17 protein-coding genes, 1 pseudogene and 1 riboswitch are annotated in these 17187 nt (G+C 26.5%); of the genes and pseudogenes, 2 read left to right on the top strand and 16 right to left on the bottom strand.

The genetic code is table 4. From position 1 onward, the window contains the following. Positions 1–310: 310 nt before the first annotated feature. From AAHM76_RS04310 to AAHM76_RS04250, 13 genes are all read right to left on the bottom strand, one after another. Positions 311–2899 carry an ABC transporter permease subunit gene (locus AAHM76_RS04310; RefSeq protein ID WP_342255460.1) on the bottom strand — a complete coding sequence of 863 codons (2589 nt, stop codon included), beginning with the start codon at positions 2897–2899 and terminating at the stop codon, positions 311–313. Continuing rightward, positions 2883–3851: a spermidine/putrescine ABC transporter permease gene (gene potB, locus AAHM76_RS04305; protein ID WP_342255459.1), complete on the bottom strand. Its 969-nt coding sequence runs from the start codon at positions 3849–3851 to the stop codon at positions 2883–2885. Before potB ends, AAHM76_RS04310 begins: the two co-directional genes overlap by 17 nt. A 12-nt stretch (positions 3852–3863) precedes the next feature. After that, positions 3864–4916: a spermidine/putrescine ABC transporter ATP-binding protein gene (gene potA, locus AAHM76_RS04300; protein ID WP_342255458.1), complete on the bottom strand. Its 1053-nt coding sequence runs from the start codon at positions 4914–4916 to the stop codon at positions 3864–3866. Between the two features lie 24 nt (positions 4917–4940). After that, positions 4941–5474: an XRE family transcriptional regulator gene (locus AAHM76_RS04295; RefSeq protein WP_342255457.1), complete on the bottom strand. Its 534-nt coding sequence runs from the start codon at positions 5472–5474 to the stop codon at positions 4941–4943. 115 nt (positions 5475–5589) lie between these two features. Further along, complete coding sequence (locus AAHM76_RS04290) at positions 5590–6411, bottom strand: HAD family hydrolase (RefSeq protein WP_342255456.1); 822 nt, start codon at positions 6409–6411, stop codon at positions 5590–5592. A gap of 43 nt (positions 6412–6454) precedes the next feature. Beyond that, a complete protein-coding gene (gene metK / locus AAHM76_RS04285) occupies positions 6455–7606 on the bottom strand; it encodes a methionine adenosyltransferase (RefSeq protein WP_342255455.1) in 1152 nt (383 codons plus the stop codon). 107 nt (positions 7607–7713) lie between these two features. Continuing rightward, a riboswitch (SAM riboswitch) is annotated at positions 7714–7819 on the bottom strand. Positions 7820–7870: 51 nt separating this feature from the next. Further along, the gene (locus AAHM76_RS04280) at positions 7871–8809 is read right to left on the bottom strand and encodes a serine aminopeptidase domain-containing protein (protein ID WP_342255454.1); all 939 of its coding nucleotides are present in this window, start codon (positions 8807–8809) and stop codon (positions 7871–7873) included. Positions 8810–8825: 16 nt separating this feature from the next. Continuing rightward, positions 8826–9626 carry a TIGR00282 family metallophosphoesterase gene (locus tag AAHM76_RS04275; protein WP_342255453.1) on the bottom strand — a complete coding sequence of 267 codons (801 nt, stop codon included), beginning with the start codon at positions 9624–9626 and terminating at the stop codon, positions 8826–8828. Between the two features lie 12 nt (positions 9627–9638). Continuing rightward, the gene (ylxM, locus tag AAHM76_RS04270; RefSeq protein ID WP_342255452.1) at positions 9639–9959 is read right to left on the bottom strand and encodes a YlxM family DNA-binding protein; all 321 of its coding nucleotides are present in this window, start codon (positions 9957–9959) and stop codon (positions 9639–9641) included. Beyond that, positions 9959–10945, bottom strand: coding sequence for a signal recognition particle-docking protein FtsY (gene ftsY / locus AAHM76_RS04265; protein ID WP_342255451.1), 987 nt, complete (start codon positions 10943–10945; stop codon positions 9959–9961). Before ftsY ends, ylxM begins: the two co-directional genes overlap by 1 nt. A gap of 29 nt (positions 10946–10974) precedes the next feature. Continuing rightward, positions 10975–11727 carry a zinc-binding dehydrogenase gene (locus AAHM76_RS04260; RefSeq protein ID WP_342256837.1) on the bottom strand — a complete coding sequence of 251 codons (753 nt, stop codon included), beginning with the start codon at positions 11725–11727 and terminating at the stop codon, positions 10975–10977. Continuing rightward, positions 11640–11978: a hypothetical protein gene (locus AAHM76_RS04255; RefSeq protein ID WP_342256872.1), complete on the bottom strand. Its 339-nt coding sequence runs from the start codon at positions 11976–11978 to the stop codon at positions 11640–11642. Before AAHM76_RS04255 ends, AAHM76_RS04260 begins: the two co-directional genes overlap by 88 nt. A gap of 101 nt (positions 11979–12079) precedes the next feature. After that, the gene (locus AAHM76_RS04250) at positions 12080–12838 is read right to left on the bottom strand and encodes a hypothetical protein (protein WP_342255450.1); all 759 of its coding nucleotides are present in this window, start codon (positions 12836–12838) and stop codon (positions 12080–12082) included. Between the two features lie 135 nt (positions 12839–12973). Between AAHM76_RS04250 and AAHM76_RS04245 the strand changes: the two genes are divergently transcribed. Then, a complete protein-coding gene (locus AAHM76_RS04245) occupies positions 12974–13933 on the top strand; it encodes an IS1/IS1595 family N-terminal zinc-binding domain-containing protein (RefSeq protein WP_342255449.1) in 960 nt (319 codons plus the stop codon). 554 nt (positions 13934–14487) lie between these two features. Here AAHM76_RS04245 and AAHM76_RS04240 read toward each other — a convergent pair. Beyond that, on the bottom strand, positions 14488–14685 hold the full coding sequence (locus tag AAHM76_RS04240; protein ID WP_342255448.1) for a hypothetical protein: 198 nt from the start codon (positions 14683–14685) through the stop codon (positions 14488–14490). Positions 14686–14700: 15 nt separating this feature from the next. Beyond that, complete coding sequence (locus AAHM76_RS04235; RefSeq protein WP_342255447.1) at positions 14701–15486, bottom strand: IS3 family transposase; 786 nt, start codon at positions 15484–15486, stop codon at positions 14701–14703. A 54-nt stretch (positions 15487–15540) separates the two neighbouring features. Here AAHM76_RS04235 and AAHM76_RS04230 point away from each other — a divergent pair. Beyond that, a pseudogene (locus AAHM76_RS04230) lies at positions 15541–16652 on the top strand (IS3 family transposase). Here AAHM76_RS04230 and AAHM76_RS04225 read toward each other — a convergent pair. After that, positions 16614–16754 (bottom strand): hypothetical protein, encoded by a 141-nt coding sequence (locus AAHM76_RS04225; protein WP_342255446.1) that lies wholly within the window; start codon positions 16752–16754, stop codon positions 16614–16616. The pseudogene AAHM76_RS04230 and the gene AAHM76_RS04225 sit on opposite strands and share 39 nt — an antisense overlap. Positions 16755–17187: the final 433 nt, after the last annotated feature.

The following is a 17187-nucleotide window of genomic DNA, read 5'->3' as shown; positions in this document are numbered from 1 at the left end:
AAAAGTTGATATTTTACAAAAAAATATAAATAAAAACAACTAAACAAATTAAATAAATTTACTAAAAACCTAATATTAAGCATTTTTTTTGCATTACTTAATTAAAAAGTAAATTTAATTTTGTTTGTTATACTTACAAACCTCAACTTTTTTCTTACTATCAAAGTTTATATAATTTTCTTTTAAAGTTATCATATTGATGATTTTTTTTATTTCATCAAGAGTTTTCTACAAAATTAAAAAAATTTAATGTTAAAAAATAAAAAAAATAGGAGTAATTAACTTCTATTTTTTATTTTTAAAATAATTATTAGTTTTTCCCAGCAATTAAAATATTATATTTATTTAATATATAACCATCTAAATCAGTTATTTCAAATGGTCTATCGGCCATTTCTGGTTGAGCAACATACATTCCCTTCTCATTAAGTTTCGCCGCAGGAACATAATCATGTTGATAATTAATCATTGCGCCAGATTCTTGATTATGACCATTACTATAATAATTATAATTATTTTCATAATCCATTACTTGTTGATATGGTGAAGTATAATTAGCTTCTTCTGTTAATGCTGATGAATTTTGAATAATAAAATTCATAAATTTATAAGCTAACTCCTGATTTCTAGCATTTTTTGATAAAACCATATTTTCACTTCAAATGTTAGTTCCTTCAACTGTTTCTGGTGTTCACGCCTTTGTTGCTCGTGGGCGGGTAATAATTAATTTTGTTCCCCTCGCTTTTTCATGACTCTTAGCAAATAATGTATCAGCATAAATTGCATCACCATTATACATAAAAGCAAAATCAAAACGTCCATCACCAACTGCATTGATTAACTCATCATTCATTAAGGCAACATTATTATGTTTTAGTAATGTTGCTAATTCGTTGTAACCATGATCAACTTCCATTTGCATTGTTGGTGCTGGTTTGAAATAATTTTTTTCAGTAGTTAACATAAATAAATTTCGTTGATCATTATTAATTAAAACTCGTTTATTTGCTGCGGCTGCTTGTCATAAAATATCTCATGAAATTCCATTTGATATAACCTTATTATTTTCAACATCATTAAGTTTAATTTGATCGCGTTTTATACTAGGTTCTCACTCTGCGCGTTGATAACCAAATTTGCCTTGAGCTGTTGTTGGTAAATTTTGATTTGTTTTAGCAAACATCTCATCTAAAAATTTTAAGTTACTTTCTGTTGGATTAATCACAAGTGATACTTCTCCTCAAAAATAAGGTAAACTATAATTAACAATTGTTTTTTGAGTAACATCTTTCAGTTTATTTTTATTTAAAACATTTAATAATCCATCAGCTAATGATGCCGCATAATTTTTATCAAAACATTTTGCTGTTGTTGGATCCAAAGTAGAAGGAACAATACAATTTTGATAAAATTCTGGATTTGTTTTTTGTACTGTTGCTACATCAACATTTAAATAATTAAAATATTCATTCCCAATTGTTCGTTCTTTGACATCTTGTCCATGATAATTTAGATTAGGTTTAATAATGTTGAAATTTTTATCAACATCATTTAATTTTTGATAATCATTTTCTTCTAAACGTCCTTCTTGTGCTAACTTATTAACCATATAGTCACTTGGAACCATCACGTCATAATGTGTCGTATATAATTTGTTATATAATGTTTCATTACTATCATAAACACTATATTTAACTTTTACATTATATTTTTTTTCAAACTTGCCAATTAAATCTGAAGTAATATATTCGCCTCAATTTGCTACTGCTAAATCATAAATATTATTTTTAATATAAACTGCTGTTAGCAAAGCAATTGAACCAACTGAAATCGTTGCTAATGATAATGGCTTTCAACTTTTTGCCAATCAGCGGAATTTTTTCCGTGATATTTTATTAATATTTTCTTTAGTTTCTTGCCGTTCAATAAAAGTTTGTTTTTTATTCTTAATTCATAAAACACTTTTATCATATTTTTTTTCTAGTTTAACAATTTTTCAACGTAATTGTTCTTTTTGTTTTTCATTATTAATTTTTTTATTATTTAATTGATGATAAAGGAAAGCTAATTTCTTTTCATAGCGCATAATATCTTTATCTTTATAAGTTCCTTTTAACATTTCTCGGCGAAATTTATTATAATTAATTTTATAAACATTTCACCCATTTCATCCAATAATAATAACCCCAATAATTGCAATACAAATGGTACCAAAAGCATTAATAAAAGGTTTAATTCTTTTCATTGTATAAATAAAAGTTGCAACATTGACATCGTCACCACCAGTAAAATAAGAAATAATAAAGTCATCAAAACTAATTGCAAAAGCAATTGCTGCAGCTGCAGCAATTGATGGTTTTAAAATTGGTAAAATAATTTTTCGCAAAGTTTGTGAGGGCTTTGCGCCTAAATCTAGTGAAGCTTCAATTAATTTTGGATCAACTTTCCGTAAGCGTGGTAATACTGTAATAATTACATATGGAACATCAAATGAAATATGTGCTAAAACTAATGTTAACATTCCAAAATTTGCTCCTAAAGCAATAAATAACATCATCAACGAAACAGCTGTAATAATATCAGCGTTAATTAATGGAATATTAGTAATTGATAATGTCATTTTTTGTGTAACTAGCCGTGCTCGACTTAATCCAATTGCAGCTAAAGTGCCAATAATAACTGACACGACAGTTGCAATTACTGCTGCAAAAACTGACACAATAATACTTTGTAAAAAAGGTTTCTCACTAGCAAGTTGTTTATACCAACGATCAGAAAAATCATTAAAAATACTCATACTTTCACCACTATTAAATGAAAATAAAATTAAAATCATAATTGGAATATAAATAAATAACATAATTAATGCCATATAAGATGATTTAAAAAACTTTTTCATTGCGACGCCCCTTTCTTGTTTCAAAATATTTTGATAATGAATTTGATAGCACAATAATTAAAAAAACAATAAGGGATAAGACAACTGAGATTGCTGCGCCAATTCCAAAGTTTTCTCCTTTAAAGAAATATGCTTCAATTACATCAACAATTAAATTAATTCGACCATTTCCCATAAATTTAACAATAATTAACGAAGTTGCTGCTTGCACTAATAATAATGTTCCACCTGCAATAATTCCTGGGATTGATTGACGAAAAATAACTTTTCAAAATGTTTTAAAACCATTTGCTCCCAAATCTTTTGAAGCTTCAATTAATGATGTATCAATTTTATCTAAACTATTATAAATTGGTAAAATTACAAATGGTAAAAATGCATACACCATTCCAATAACAACCGAAATTGGTGTTCCAAGTAAACTTGGAGCAATAATATTAAACATTGTTTGTAATCCAATAATTTTTAGTAACATATTAATTCAAATTGGTAAGGTTACTAAAATTCAAATATTTTTTGACAATAGTTTTGATTTACAAAATGCCATCACATAAGCAACTGGATAAGCAATCACAATTGCAATTAAGGCCGCAATTAATGAATATCCTAAAGCTAAGAATAATGCAATAACAAATTTTTGCTCTGAAAAAAAAGTTACAAAATTTTTAAAATTAATTTCAAAAACTAAACTATTTCCCGTTGGTTGGATAAAAGAATATAATAAAATAATTAATAATGGTACAACAATTAATAAAATCATAATAATAAGGTGTGGCCATAAAATTGGATTGAGTCCTCTTTTAAACCATTTGTTTTGTTTTGCATGATAAGAAATGTTTAAATATTTTGTTCGGCATCAAGCGGCAAAATGTTGACTAATTGATTTAATTTTACTACCTTGTTTTTTAAATCATCCTTTACCTTTTTTTGCATAAATATTTTTGTTTTCCATCATTGTTGCTCCTTAATCATCAATCTCTTTCCACATAACATGAATATCTTCAACATTTCACGAAATATCAACTTGATCACCTTCTTCAACTCTATCTGTTGAATGAATTAAATATTTTTGTTCTTTACATTTAACAATAATTTCCCAATGAACTCCTTTAAAATTAACTATTTTAACTGTTCCTGTGAAGAATCCTTTTCCAACTTGAACAATGTCAATATCTTCAGGACGAATAATAATATCAATTTGGTCTTCATTTTCACCAAATCCACGGTCAACACAAACAATTTTTTTGCCATCAATTTCTACTAAATTATCTTTAATAAAAATTGCATTTGAAATAATATTTGAGTCACCAATAAATTGTGCTGTTCATAAATTTTCTGGTTCATTATAAATTTCCGCTGGTGTTCCAACCTGTTGAATTGCTCCATCATTCATTACAATAATACGATCAGACAATGTTAATGCTTCTTCTTGATCATGCGTTACTAAAATAAAAGTAATTCCAATTTCTCCTTGCAAAGTTTTTAATTCTGATTGCATTTTTTTTCGCAGCTTAACATCTAATGCAGCCATTGGTTCATCTAATAACAAAACCTTTGGCTTGTTAATTAATGCTCGTGCTAATGCAACGCGCTGGCGTTGACCACCCGATAATTGTTCAACTGTTTTATCTTCAAAACCTTCTAATCCTACCAATTGTAAAAATTTATTTACTTCAGTTTCAATAACATCATACTTATTGCGTTTAACTTTTAAACCATAAGCAATATTATCAAAAACAGTTAAATGCGGAAATAAAGCATAATTTTGAAAAACAGTATTAACTTCTCGTTTATGAACTGGCGTTTTTAAATAGTCTTTTCCTAAAAATAATAATTCCCCACTATTAGGTTGTTCAAATCCAGCAATAATTCTTAATGTTGTTGTTTTTCCGCATCCTGATGGTCCTAGTAATGTGACAAATTCTCCTTCTTTAATGTTTAAGTTAATTCCTTTCAAAACCACTTTTCCTTCATATTGTTTTGAAATGTTTCGTAACTCTAAAATATTTGTTTCCAATGCTCCTGCTCCTTTTCTAATCTTTTAAAATATTGGTGGTGTTGAAATTCATAATACCTCAACAATTTCATTTGTTTCATTTTTTAAATAGTGTTGATTATTACCATATAAATAAAAACTATCACGAGTATGTGCTGTTTGTACTTTTTGCCCATAATAAACTAACACTGTCCCTTTTAAAACATAACCAAAAATCTGACCCTCAAATGGTAATATCCGTTCTGTTTCTCCTTGCGGCTTTATTTTAATTAAAATTGGTTCTAATTCATTTACTTGCGCATTAGGAACTAATCATTCAATTCGATAATCATTTTGCTCAACTTCATAATGTTCTTCTGCTGCATAAACGAATTTTCTATTTTTTTCTTGTTTAAAAAAATCTGCTAAGTTGGTGCCTAAAACTTCTAAAATACTTTCTAGTGTTTCAATACTCGTAGAAGAAATATCGCGTTCAAGTTGGCTAATAAATCCTTTCGTTAATTCACAACGATTTGCTAATTCTTCAATTGTTAAATTATTTTTTTGACGTAATAGTTTAATTTTCTCTCCTAGTAGCATAGACAACCCTCCTTTGGTAATTTTGTTTAGTTATATTAAACTTTTTGTTTTTAAATTACGACCACATTAATTATAAAAAAAACAAAAAAAATATCAATAGTTTTGATGATATTTTTTATTTTTTAAAATATTTATTAATTGCTTTTGCTACTCCTGAGCGACGATAATGGGCAGTTGTATCATCAGAAATAGTTTTAATATCCGCTTTAGCATTTCCCATCGCAATTCCAACGCCAGCTCATTTTAACATTTCATAATCATTTGAACCATCACCCATTGCAATCACTTCTGCTGGTTGAATATTATATATTTTAGCAAGATATTCTAAGGCATCTTTTTTGTCACTACCCTTTGGACTAATTTCTAAATTTAAACTTTGGCTTGGCAAATATGACCAATCAAAAATATTAAATTCATATTTTACTAAAAGTTTTGCTTTAAATTTTAGAACATTCTCTTTTTTACCACTAACAACAAACTTGTAAGATTGGTCATATAAAGTAGTAGGATCATGCACTAATATTATTTTTCGTTTTGTGTGAAAACTCATTCATTTAGTCATCAAACTATGCTTAGTATTAACATAAGCAAAATGTTCATTCTTAACTGAATATGCTCATAATTGAATTTTACACTCATTAGCAAGATAAAAAACATTGATTAATTCATCATTAGAAAAAACATTTTGTTGAATAATTTTTTCTTTCGCAAAATCATAAATTATGCCACCATTAAAACCAATTACTGGCATTTTATTTTCAATAATGCCTAATTTTTTTGCAACTTTTCTAATTGCACCAATACTACGCCCAGTTGCAATAATCACTTTAATCCCTTTTGCCAATGCCCACTTAATTGCTGCAACATTTTGCTTTGAAATTCGATTTCTACTTGCTGTTGTACCATCCAAATCAAGAGCAATTAACTTATACTTCATTAGTTTTTCTCCTCTTATTCTTTATGTTAATTATATCTAAAAATTAAACAACTGGTAAATATTTTATTAAACTTTGAACTTTATCTAATTTTTCTCATGGTAGTTCAGTGTGGTAACGACCAAAATGCCCATAAGTTGCCGTTTGTTGATAAATTGGTTTTTGTAAATCTAATGTTTCAATCATTCCTTGGGGACGAAAATCAAAATTTTCTTTAATCGCCTTTAATATAATATCATTTGCAACAAAATTAGTTCCAAATGTTTCAACAAAAATTGAAATTGGTTCAGCAACTCCAATCGCATAAGATAATTGAATCTCACATCGTTCACTTAATCCTGCCGCAACAATATTCTTTGCAACATAACGGGCCATATATGCTGCTGAACGATCAACTTTTGTTCCATCTTTTCCCGAAAAAGCACCACCGCCATGCCGTGCATAGCCACCATATGTATCAACAATAATTTTTCGCCCCGCTAACCCAGCATCACCTTTTGGTCCACCAATTACAAATCGACCAGTTGGATTAATTAAAACTTTAAAATCTAAATTCATTTTAAATTCTTGCACAACTGGTTCCATAATTCCCGTAATAACAAAATGTTTAAATTTAGCTTCATCAATATCTTCATCATGCTGAATTGACATTAAGATTGTATCAATATAAATATGTTTAACATTAGTTAAGTCTAATGTTACTTGTGATTTCATATCTGGTCGTGCCCCAATAAACATTCCTTTTTTACGTAGCATACTTGCTCGCTTTACTAAAGCATGAGCAATAGAAATTGCTAACGGCATATAATTATCTGATTCATTTGTTGCATAACCAAACATGATTCCTTGATCACCAGCTCCAGCTTTATCAACGCCAAGAGAAATATCTGGTGATTGTGTTTTAACTAATATTTCAACTTCACAAGTTTGTCAATCAATTCCTCATTCTGCATCATTATAACCAATTTCTTTTAACACCTTACGCGCCACATTAACATAATCAACTTTTGCTTTTGTAGTAATCTCACCGCCAATAATAACCCGGTTGGTTGTAATAAAGCATTCACATGCTACCCGTGATAAAGGGTCTTCTTTTAAGCATGCATCTAAAACAGCATCTGAAATTTGATCACAAATCTTATCAGGGTGTCCTTCTGATACTGATTCTGATGTAAATAAAATTCGCTCTTTTCCCATCTTTTCTTCTCCTTAATCATAAATAAAACCACATCAGAATAATGTGGCATTAATAACAATATGTTTACATATAAATTAATAGTTAAGTTCTATTTAATAACTAATAAATCTTATTGGTAGCATATCATTTTGCCCTGCTAAAAGCACCTTCTAGTTAAATATAGGGTTGCTAGTGGATCATTGCTTAGCGTACTAACCACTTCTGAATAAGTTTTATGTTGTTACTTGACAACAAATATATTATAACTTAAAAATTAGTTAATTTTAATTTAAATTAATTATTTCGGTAATAATTTCAGCACTAATATTTTGATTAGTGAATAAGTAATGTTTTGCTGTCTCAATTTTTTTTATTTTAACTAGTCCATTATTAATTAAAGTTACTTGTTTTGCATCATAAAATTTATCAGCCTCTGCTTGTAATATTAAAGTTTTTACTTTAATATTATTAATTTGTTTTACTATCTTTTTATTAAGATAATTGAATTGTAAAATTTGATTTAAAAAATAAGTTTGTTCTTTTTCCATCATTAAAGTACTATAGTCTTTATTTTGACTTAAAAGTTGATAATCAATATGAATTTTAAGAGTTTTGTTTAAATTAAATAAAAAACCAAATCCAATCCCAATTTTACTAATCATTGAAAATCTTATTCCATTTAAATTTGTAATTGGATTAACAAAAATAACTTTTTCAATTAATTGTTTTTGTTTCAATAACAAATTAATTAAACCACATGAAAATCCTTCTAATAATAAAACAATTCTTTGTTGTTCATATTTATTTTTTAAAGCTGTAATTACGTCAATAATATCATTCACTAAAACTCCAACATTTTTAATACTAGTTGGCACATTATCTACGACATTGCGTTGATTAAAAGCAATTACTGAAACTTTATGATTAGCTCATATTTCATTATTAATTAAACCAGCAAAATTTTCCTTACTGCCGTATAAATCATGAACTGCTAAAATAATATCCTGACCAGCTTTATCAATTGTTACTAATGTTGATAATTCATATTGATCAGAAGTAATAAAGTTTTTATGTTCGATATATTCAGGTAATTGAATTTCTCCTCGTTTTGTTTTCTTGCTTAAAAGACGATAACAACGTAGAAAAAAATAACAACACAAAAAAATTCCTAGAATAATACAAACAACAATAATGATTACATTCGTTTTAATTAAACTAGTCATTTAAGATACTCCTTTATTATCCTAAAAAATCAGTTTCATTTTCTGGATTAATTAAAATTCGTTCAATTTTCACTGCTTGGTTAGTTTTATCATCTACTTGTAATCATACTGCTGAAAAAATTAATTTATCATTTTCAGCTGCTGGTTCAAAACGCACTGGTAAACCAGTTTTTTCCTTAAGAATAATTTCTTCTGGATTTGCACCAATAATTGAATTATAACTACCACACATCCCAACATCAGTAATATATGCTGTTCCTTTTGGTAATATTCGATTATCTGCTGTTTGAACATGAGTGTGCGTTCCAAAAAAACCAGTAATAATACCATCATAATTCCAAGCAAAAGCTAATTTTTCTGCACTAGCTTCGGCATGAAAATCAACAAAATGAAGCTCACTATCATCATTATTAATAATTTCTTCAAAAATTGTGTATGGATTATCTACTGGTCCCATAAAACTACGACCCATTAAATTAGTCACACGAATTTTTTTATTATTATTCTTAACAACAACTGTTCCTTTCCCCGGTGTAAACGAATTCATATTTGCTGGTTTTAATAAATCATTTACTTCCTCAATATAATTTAAAACTTCTGGATTACGAAAAATATGATTTCCGGAAGTAATAATATTAATCCCCATTTCTTTTAATTCATTATAATGATGCTTTGATAATGATTTCCCATGGGTAGTATTTTCACCATTTGTAATAATTAAATCAAGCTTATATTTTTTTATTATTTGTGGCAAATATTTATTAACAGCTGTCCGTCCAGCTTGTGCATAAATATCACCAATCATTAAAATATTCATTTTAGTTTCTCCTTAATCACTATCAATTTTTTTTAATTTTTTTATTAACCCAGCACATTCCTTAATATTTTCAAATTCTTGATAAATGATACCTCGTTGATGCTGCTTATAACCTAATTGTAAGTTATTTTCAAATTTATGCAAAGCATTTGTAATTTTTACCAATGAATCATAAACAGCATTACGCGAAACATTTTTTAACCCCGCAATTTCACTTAATGAATAATCATCAAAAAAATATAATTCAAAATATTCTCTTTGCTTTGTTGTTAATAATTCCCGATATAATTCATATAAAAGAATTAACTCATTTGATTTTTCCAAATCTTTCATTATTCTATTTCCACTTCATTCTTGTTAAATAAATCTTTGGTCAAATTATAAATATATTGCTCAATATCAAATTCTTGTAAATCAGTTGGTTGCTCACCCAAGCCAATTAACTTAACGGGAATATTTAATTGATCCTTAATCGCTAAAACAACGCCCCCCTTAGCCGTACCATCCATTTTTGTTAAAACAATCCCGCTAACATCGGTTACCTCCGAAAAATTCTTTGCTTGCGAAATACCATTTTGACCAGTAACCCCGTCAATTACTAATAAGGTTTCATGTGGAGCATCGGGAATTTCGCGTTTAATAATACGATTAATTTTATTTAATTCATTCATTAAATTAACTTTATTTTGTAAACGCCCAGCTGTATCAATAATAATAATATCAACTTGTTCTTTTTTTCCTTTAACTATTCCATCATAAATAACACTAGCTGGATCTTGACCTTCTTTTAACGGTTTAACAATGTTAACATCTAAACGTTCTGCTCATTGGTTTAATTGTTCAACCGCCCCTGCCCGAAAAGTATCACCAGCAACTAATAGGACCTTTTTCTTTTGGTCAATAAATTGTTTTGTTAATTTAGCAATAGTTGTTGTCTTACCGGCGCCATTAACACCAACCATTAAAATAACATTTAATCGCTGGTCTTTAATATTTAATTTATTTTGTTTACTTTTTGGGTCATTATATAAATCCATAATTACTTCAACCAAATAATCATTCGTGTCTTCAATGCTTCAACCTTTTCGTACTTTTTTACGAATTTGATTAGTAATTTGTAAAACCATATTCATTCCCATATCACTTGCAATTAAAATTTCTTCTAATTCTTCTAAGTATTTATCATCATATTCTTTATACTTATGTGCTAATTTTTTAATATCATTAGAAAAGATTAAACGTGTTTTTCGTAAAGCCTTTTCTAATTTAATTTGTTTTTTTTCTTCACGTTTTGCTTTTAATTTTTGAAAAAAACCCATTTCTTTCCTTCGCCCTATTCTATTGCTTGTTATAATTTCACAACAACTTTAAAAATATCTGTCTCCATAAAAGTTTCATATGCTTTTAACACTTCATTTTTATTAAAAGTTTTTGATACTAAATACTTCGGAATAATTTCTTTATTTTCAATTTTTAATACAAGTTCTTTTAAAGTATAACAATTTAAAATTCCGGTATGAATAGTAATATTTTGATTTCATAATTGTTGTAAGTTAAAGACAACTGGTTTTTTAAAAACACCAATTGTAATAATTGTACCATTAAAATTAATCATTTGTTGTGCCTGTTCAAAAGTACCCCGGTCATTACCTACACATTCAATTACTAAATCATATTTAATATCAAAAGTAGTTAAAGTACTATAATAAATTTTATGCGCCCCCATTTTTTTAAAATAATTTAATTTTTGGCTATGATGACCATAAATATCAATTTTTTTATTATATTTATTTAATAATAATAAAATGCCTAAACCAATTGGCCCATCACCAATAATAGCAATATTATTAATTTGTTTTAAATCAATTTTTTTAATAACATTTTCATATCCTGTTGGTAACACATCGCTTAACATTGGTGCATCAGTTAAATTCATTGTTTTTGGAATTTTAATAACACTTTTTTCCCCATAAGGAACACGAACATACTCAGCATGCGTTCCATTAATTTTAGTTACCAAAATAAAACCACCATTAGTACAATTAGCAAATGCTTTTTGTTCACATCATTGACAAATATTACAATGAGTAACACATCCAATTGCAACGCGATCACCAATTTTAAGTTTTGTAACATCATCTTCCAATTGGCTGTCACGACACCGACTCCTTCATGCCCCATAATTGTGTTAGGAACAACAATATTATCATGCCCCCAATATGGACGATAATCCGCATGTGAAAAAGTAAATCCCTCAATTTTAACAATAATATCTGTTGCTTTTTTAATAATTGGCTCGTTAGTTTCGGTTCATTCAATTTTATTTTTTCCTTGAAAAATTAATGCCTGCATTTTCTTCCACTTCACTTTCTACTTATGATTATACCGAAATAATAATGATGTTAAACAAAAAAAGAATAAGACTAAATAACTTTAACCTAATTATTTTTATCTTATTCTTCAACTTGCAAGGTACCTCGTTCAAGTTCTACTGCAACATTAGGATCAATTAAATCCGTAAATAAACGTTGACGAGGTGTTCTTAAATTAAAATATTGACGTGAATTTTTTCGAATTAGTTCTTGATTATCATCAGTTAAATTCATAAAAACCCAGGCATCAGTACAAACTGGTAAATTATTAAACATAATAACTTCTGCCGCATATGTTTCTGCTAATTGCACACTATCCTTAATATCTTCATCAAATGGAACAATAAAACTATCCTCTAAATCTCTAATTCTTTCAATTGATGGATCATTCGCAATCCCAATGCCAATTCTAACCTCACGGACAGCTTGATATTTTTCATATAATGTATAATTAATAATTTTAACAGTTGTATTAATATAATTAGCAATTTCAATTAAATAATTTAAATCCCCATCATCTTCGTATAATGCCAAATAAATATTTTCATGGCGATGAATTCCAATAATATTTTCACCCATTTTTAAAGAATTTAAAATAGTTTCTTCTAAACTATTTATAAGTCATTGATAAGTATTTTTATCATATGCTTTTTTAATTTCTTTTTCATTAATAAAACGAACAACAACTGATGAAACAGATTGACTTTTATCTTCTTTTAAATAAAAAGGTGGTAATTGTAAATTTGATAATGCCACACGATTACGATATTCATCAAGTCTGTTTTTACTATAAACATATTCTTTTAATATTTCAATCGTTTGTTGCGGTTCTCACTTCATATTGGTTACCCCTTATTATAAATTAATTAAGTTAATTATATCATAAAAAGCCCCTTTAATTTTGTAGAAAACTCTTGATATTTATAAAATATACCTAAAATTAGGTATATTTTTAATATAAGAGGTGAATAATTAATGGAAAAAATAATTGAAGAATTAATAAATAGTTTAACAGATGATCAATTTTTAGAATTTCATGAAAAAGTCAAAAAAGAAGCAGAATTAATTAAAAAACAAAAACGATTAAATGAAATTGATCAAAAATTTAGGGATAAAGGTATTAAATGTCCTAATTGTCAATCTTTTTATTGTGTTAAAAATCGTCATAATCCTGAAGGAAAACAAAAATATTTATGCAAAAAATGTCGTGCTAGTTTTGATGCTTTTCGTGATCATTTTACGTATTGAAGTCATTTAAGTTATGAACAGTGAAATTTATTGATTCAAATTTCATTATTAGGGCAATCTAGTAAAATGATTTCCCACTTTATTAAAACATCACCGAAAACCGCTTGATATAATCGCCAAAAAATAATGAAATCAAAACAATTAGAAAACACCAAATTAAAATTTAAAACGTTAAATGGCCAAATTCAAATCGTTGAAACATTTATTAAAGAAATCCACAAAGGTAATTTTAAAGATAAATTTGATAAAATAAAAATTCATCTTGATTCATTTTCAACCAACACTAAATGTTGTATTCAAATGGCTGTTGATAGCAATAATAATATTTATGTTAAATCAACCAACACAAAAAGATTACAAAAACAGTGAATTATTGAAAATATTAATAAACAATTAATCAAAGAAAATTCAATTATTATTTCTGACATGCAACCATTATATTTATTAGTAGCAAAACAAACAAATTCTATTTTATTAGCAACTAAAAATAATACAAATCCTGATGCTAGTTATCGGAAGTTAAATAAAATTAGTAAATTACAATCAAATCTTAAAGAATCCTTAATTCATTATCATGGCTTAGGTTTCACGAACATTCAAAATTATTTAAATCTATGAAAATGAAAATACCAGCATAAAGGTTTAACGCCAAACCAACAATCATCGGTATTATATTTTAACGTATAAAAAAATTAAATAACAATATTAAAAGTTTATATAATTTTCTTTTAAAGTTATCATATTGATGATTTTTTTTATTTCATCAAGAGTTTTCTACAAAATTAAAGCAATTATTAGGTTATAGTTTAAAAACCATAACCTTTTAAGTCTTTAAAATAAATTTAGAAGGAAGAACATAGTGCCAACCATTATTTTAAAAAACAAATTATTTAAATTTCATCGTGGATTTAAAAAATAATATGGGCAAGTCAAACCAACAAAAACAACAAATTATATTGATAATTAATAAGTTACTGAGACAGATTAACATTTTGATATTTTATTTAAATTTAATCTTTATTTTTTATTTTCCATTAAAGATTATTTTTTAAAAAGATTAAATCAATTATTTACATTTTTAAATAATATTTTAAACAATTGCTAATTTTTATCTGTTGTTTTTGCTGCCATAAATAAAACTCCTCACTATTATTTTAAAGTTAACTTTAGTAATAATATATTGTAATATTTAATTACTAAAAATTTTTCTTATAAAACTTTTTATTTTGCAAGAAGAATTTTTAATTAGATATATGATAATTATATTTATTTTTCAATGTATGATAAAAATTAGAAATAGATGTTATCACATCATTGCTTAATTTTTTATTATTAATTTTTTCTTCTCATTCTTTAATCATATTGTTATTAATTTCTTTTAAAAAGTACTTTGCAAAAAAAATAAATTGTTTTGAATTATTATCTTGGAATGGCAACACTTTTTAGGACACTTTTTATATAGACATTTGTTTTCTAAAAGTAACTGGAGATAAATAATTTAAACTGCCATTAATTCGAATATTGTTATATCAATGCACAAAATCAAAAAGTTCGTATTTTAATTGTGTTAAATTTTTAAATTTTTTACCCTTAATAAATTCAGTTTTAAAAGTTTTGTAAGTTGTTTCATCCACAGCATTATCATAAGGGCAGCCTTTATTGCTTAATGATCTTTTAATATTAAAAGTTATTAAAATTTCATCAATGATTTTATTTTTAAACTCATTACCACGATCAGTATGAAATAGAGTTATTTGATTTAATGGTCGTGTTATTTTATGAAAAGCTTGTTGGACCAGTTCGGCTGTTTTATTCGTCCCAGCACTATAACCAATTATTTCACGATTAAACAAGTCAATTAATAAACAAATATAATGTCATTTAGCGCCAACTTGAACATATGTTAAATCACTAACAATAACTTCATTAGGTTTTTTGTTGTTAAATTGACGATTTAAAATATTATTAATTTGGTCATTATTGACTGTTGTTTTATGATTATGATATTTTAATTTGGTGTATTTAGAAACCAAATTATTTTTGATCATAAAGAATCTGATTTTTCGCCGCGATAAGATGATATCTTTTCTGTTTAAAATAACTTTAATTTTGCGAGCCCCATAAATTTTGCGACTTTTATTAAAGGCACTGATAATTTCTTGTTCATAATTATTAACTTGCTTGTTAATACATTTATTAGTTTGATAATAATATGGATAGGCTACAATTATTAGGACCATAATTATATAGACTTCAAAATTAGATAAAATTATTAAGAAAGAAGGAATATAAAAATGGGAAATAAAACTTCATACTCTGAAGAATTTAAAAAACAAATTGTCATGCTATATAAAAATGGTAAAAGTGTTATTAATCTAGGGCAAGAATATAATTTACCAAAACCAACTATTTATAGTTGAGTTAAAAATTATAATAATTCTGGTTCATTTAAAGCAAAAGACAATCGCACACTAGAAGAAAATTAAATAATAACTTTACGAAAAGAACTTAAAGACTTGAAAATGGAAAATGACATTTTAAAGCAAGCCGCACTGATAATGGCCAAAAAATAACAATAATTAATAACAACAAAACAAAATATTCAGCAAGAAAAATATGTAAGATTTTGGGTTTATCAAAATCAACGTATTATTATCAAACTAATAAATGTATTAACAAGCAAGTTAATAATTATGAACAAGAAATTATCAGTGCCTTTAATAAAAGTCGCAAAATTTATGGGGCTCGCAAAATTAAAGTTATTTTAAACAAAAAAGATATCATCTTATCGCGGCGAAAAATCAGATTCTTTATGATCAAAAATAATTTGGTTTCTAAATACACCAAATTAAAATATCATAATCATAAAACAACAGTCAATAATGACCAAATTAATAATATTTTAAATCGTCAATTTAACAACAAAAAACCTAATGAAGTTATTGTTAGTGATTTAACATATGTTCAAGTTGGCGCTAAATGACATTATATTTGTTTATTAATTGACTTGTTTAATCGTGAAATAATTGGTTATAGTGCTGGTCCGAATAAAACAGCCGAAATGGTCCAACAAGCTTTTCATAAAATAACACGACCATTAAATCAAATAACTCTATTTCATACTGATCGTGGTAATGAGTTTAAAAATAAAATCATTGATGAAATTTTAATAACTTTTAATATTAAAAGATCATTAAGCAATAAAGGCTGCCCTTATGATAATGCTGTGGCTGAAACAACTTACAAAACTTTTAAAACTGAATTTATTAAGGGTAAAAAATTTAAAAATTTAACACAATTAAAATACGAACTTTTTGATTTTGTGCATTGATATAACAATATTCGAATTCATGGCAGTTTAAATTATTTATCTCCAGTTACTTTTAGAAAACAAATGTCTATATAAAAAGTGTCCTAAAAAGTGTTGCCATTCCACATCATAAAATTCATTTTTAATAAACCCATCAATAAATTTTGCTTGTAATTTTTCTTTATCTTTATAAGTCATAATTCTTCCTCCTAAACATCATTATTTCATATGACTTTTTTATTTTAATAAGCATTTTTTAACTAATATCAGGTTCATTTGAGTTTGTTATTTCCCCTACCATTTTTTCATATGATTGATCTTTATTACTTTGTTTAAATAATTTTATAAAACCATTAATCGCATTGTCAATTGTGGAAGATGCTTTGTTTATTAGAATTTCCATTATTCTTGAATGATTTTCTATTAACTTTTTATGTATTTCATCAATTTTTACTTCATTTAGTTGACTATTTTTACTAGAAATAAAAGTAAATATTGAAGAAATAATTGTTCTTATGAATGATAACGAAGCAACAATAACGGTAACTATTTCTCCCGTACTTCATTTCTTACTTCCTCTCTTATTTACACTTTTATTATAACTTCTAACAGTTTTACACTCATATATTAA

This window comes from Spiroplasma endosymbiont of Poecilobothrus nobilitatus (genome assembly GCF_964030655.1).
In the GTDB taxonomy this organism is placed as follows: domain Bacteria; phylum Bacillota_I; class Bacilli_A; order Mycoplasmatales; family Mycoplasmataceae; genus Spiroplasma.
This window is presented reverse-complemented; position numbering and strand designations above follow the sequence as displayed.